At 71.1% G+C, this 2,577-nt stretch carries 3 protein-coding genes; all 3 read right to left on the reverse strand.

All coding sequences use genetic code 11. The features are described from left to right. Positions 1 to 70 precede the first annotated feature (70 nt). Positions 71 to 172: a M24 family metallopeptidase C-terminal domain-containing protein gene (locus IM632_RS11540; RefSeq protein ID WP_296521703.1), complete on the reverse strand. Its 102-nt coding sequence runs from the start codon at positions 170 to 172 to the stop codon at positions 71 to 73. A gap of 199 nt (positions 173 to 371) precedes the next feature. After that, a complete protein-coding gene (locus IM632_RS11545) occupies positions 372 to 1,166 on the reverse strand; it encodes a transporter (RefSeq protein WP_296547615.1) in 795 nt (264 codons plus the stop codon). Between the two features lie 147 nt (positions 1,167 to 1,313). After that, the coding region (locus IM632_RS11550; protein ID WP_296552358.1) for an aminopeptidase family protein P at positions 1,314 to 2,577 on the reverse strand (1,264 nt) is incomplete at its 5' end.

Consider the following 2,577-nt stretch of genomic DNA (forward strand, 5'->3'; position numbering starts at 1 on the left):
CCTCTTGAGGGGGAGGTGGACCGCGAAGCGGGCCGGAGGGGGTGTGCGGCCACCCCCCAACGCCCCTCTGTCACCCCCTGATCGGCGCGCAGGCTCCCTCAAGCCAGGTGCGGACCGGGGCGTCCAGGTGCGGGCCGATCTTGGCCAGGACCCGGGCGTGATAGGCGTCCAGCTGGGCGCCGACTGAGGCGCGCTTCCCTGCGACGCCGAGGCGCCCCGTAGCGGCACTGCCGCGGCCGCCAAGACCTGGTTCTTCACCGGCGCCCTGGAGGAGATGACCGCCGACGAGGCCAAGACCTTGGTCGCAAAGGCGGCTGGCGCATACGCGATACCACCGCGAGGGTCATGGCCGGCCGGGTCTCCGCCAACGCCTATAGCCGCCGCGTGACTCCGACGGAAACGAGGGTGTGCGGGCTGTCGCTTGTGAGTCCGAAGCCCGCGCCGATATCGAACTGGACGTTCGAGCCGACCTGCCAGGCGAGAGAGGTCGCCAGGATGGAGCGGGTTGAGGCCCCTCTTGGGTCCCAGTCCCGATAGAGACTGATGTCGAGCCCGGCGGAGAGGGATTCGCTCAGTGTGCGACTGAGGCCAGCGGCCCCCCCTGTCGCGACGTGTCTGCCGCGCCTGTCGGCATCCACCGAGAGGTCAAGCTCAGGCGTCAGCGACACCTGCCAGCCGCCGCCCGAAGTCCAGCTGAGCGGAAGGCGCACCCCGGCGCCCCAATCGCCGCCGGTTGCGCGCCCCTCTCCCGTGGGAAGGACGATGAAGCTCTGTAAGCCGTAGGCCAGGCTTGAAGTCCGGGACCCGAAGAGCGCGCCCACAACAACATCCCCCGCCTCATACCTCTGACGCGCAGTCCCGGCCGGACTGTCTGAGGGTTTCGTTTTCGTCAGCCCCGTCCAACCCAGCTCCGCTTCCAGACCGGACCCCAGACCGACCCGGAGCAGGGGGGCGAGGAGGTTTGTCGTGCTTCCATCCCGGCTGGACGTCCAGGTCGCCAACCCCGTCTCGAGCACCAGGCCCCCGCGCGGGACAGCGCAGGGTGGGGTCGTCTGTCCGGGGCGCTGCGCGCACAGGGACCCGCTCTCCTGCGCCTGACCGACAGTCGGCGAAAGAGCGAGCCCAGCCACCATCAGGCCGAGGCGAAACAGGGGCGAAAACCTCATCAGACGGCAAGCCTCCGACGAAAGTGAACCGGGCGGACCTCGGCTAACGGATGCATCGCTAACAAATCGTGCCTCGCCTCCGCCCTTGGGCGCATCGGGGCGGGTGCGGGCAAGAGAGGTGTGCGGCCACCCCCCAACGCCCCTCTGTCACCCCCCGATCGGCGCGCAGGCTCCCTCAAGCCAGGTGCGGACCGGGGCGTCCAGGTGCGGGCCGATTTCGGCCAGGACCCGGGCGTGGTAGGCGTCCAGCTGGGCGCGCTCCTCCGAGGTCAAAAGATCCGGAAGGATCAGGGTCCGGTCGATCGGGGCCAGGGTCAGGGCTTCGAAGCCCAGCATGGGCCGCTCGCCGCCGGGAATGGTCCTGGGCTCTGTCACGTACTGGAGGTTCTCGATCCGGATGCCGTAGGCGCCTTCCTTGTAGTAGCCCGGCTCGTTGGAGACGATCATTCCAGGCTGCAGGGCCACAGTGTTCGGCGCCTTGGCGATGCGGTGCGGGCCCTCGTGGACCCCCAGGAAGACGCCCACGCCGTGGCCGGTGCCGTGGTCGTAGTCCAGGCCCCGCGACCAGAGGGCGGCCCGGGCGAAGGCGTCCACCGCCGAGCCCGTCGTCCCCGCCGGGAAGCGCAGGGCCGCCAGGGCCAGGTGGCCCTTGAGCACCAGGGTGAAGCGCTCGCACATCTCCCGGCTCGGGGTCCCGATGGCCAGGGTGCGGGTGACGTCCGTGGTGCCGTCCGGGTACTGGCCGCCGGAATCCACCAGCAGCAGGGTGCCCGGCGCGGTGCGCGCATTGGTCTTCTCGGTGGGGTGGTAGTGCGGCAGGGCCGCGTTGCCCAGGGCCGCGGCGATGGTGTCGAAGGACAGGTCCGCCAGGCCCTCGACCTCCTCGCGGAAAGCCTCCAGCCGGCTGGCGACCTCGATCTCGTCGGGCAAGAGGGCCTGGGCCTCGGTGGCCACCCAGTGCAGGAAGCGGGTCAGGGCGACGCCGTCGCGAACATGGGCGCTGCGGGAGCCGGCGATCTCCACCGGGTTCTTGCAGGCTCGGGGCAGGGCGCAGGGGTCCTCGCCCCGCAGCACCCGGGCGCCGGCGGCCTCCAGGGCGTCGAAATAGAAGGCCGGGGACTGGGCGGGATCGACCAGGACGACCTTGTCCTTCAGGTCGGCCAGGGCGCCGGCCAGGTCCGACGGGGTCTCGAGGGATACGCCGTTGCCCAGCCAGGCCGGGAGCTCGGGCGTCACCTTGACGGGGTCGAGGAAGAGCCGGGCCGAGCCGTCGCGGTTCAGGATGGCCTGGGCCAGGGGCAGGGGGGTGCGACTGACGTCGCCGCCGCGCACGTTGAACAGCCAGGCGATGGAGGCCGGGGCGGTCAGGACGGCGGCGTCGGCGCCCTTGGCGGCCAGGGTCTCGCCCAGC

Source organism: Phenylobacterium sp. (genome assembly GCF_020402505.1).
Classification (GTDB): domain Bacteria; phylum Pseudomonadota; class Alphaproteobacteria; order Caulobacterales; family Caulobacteraceae; genus Phenylobacterium.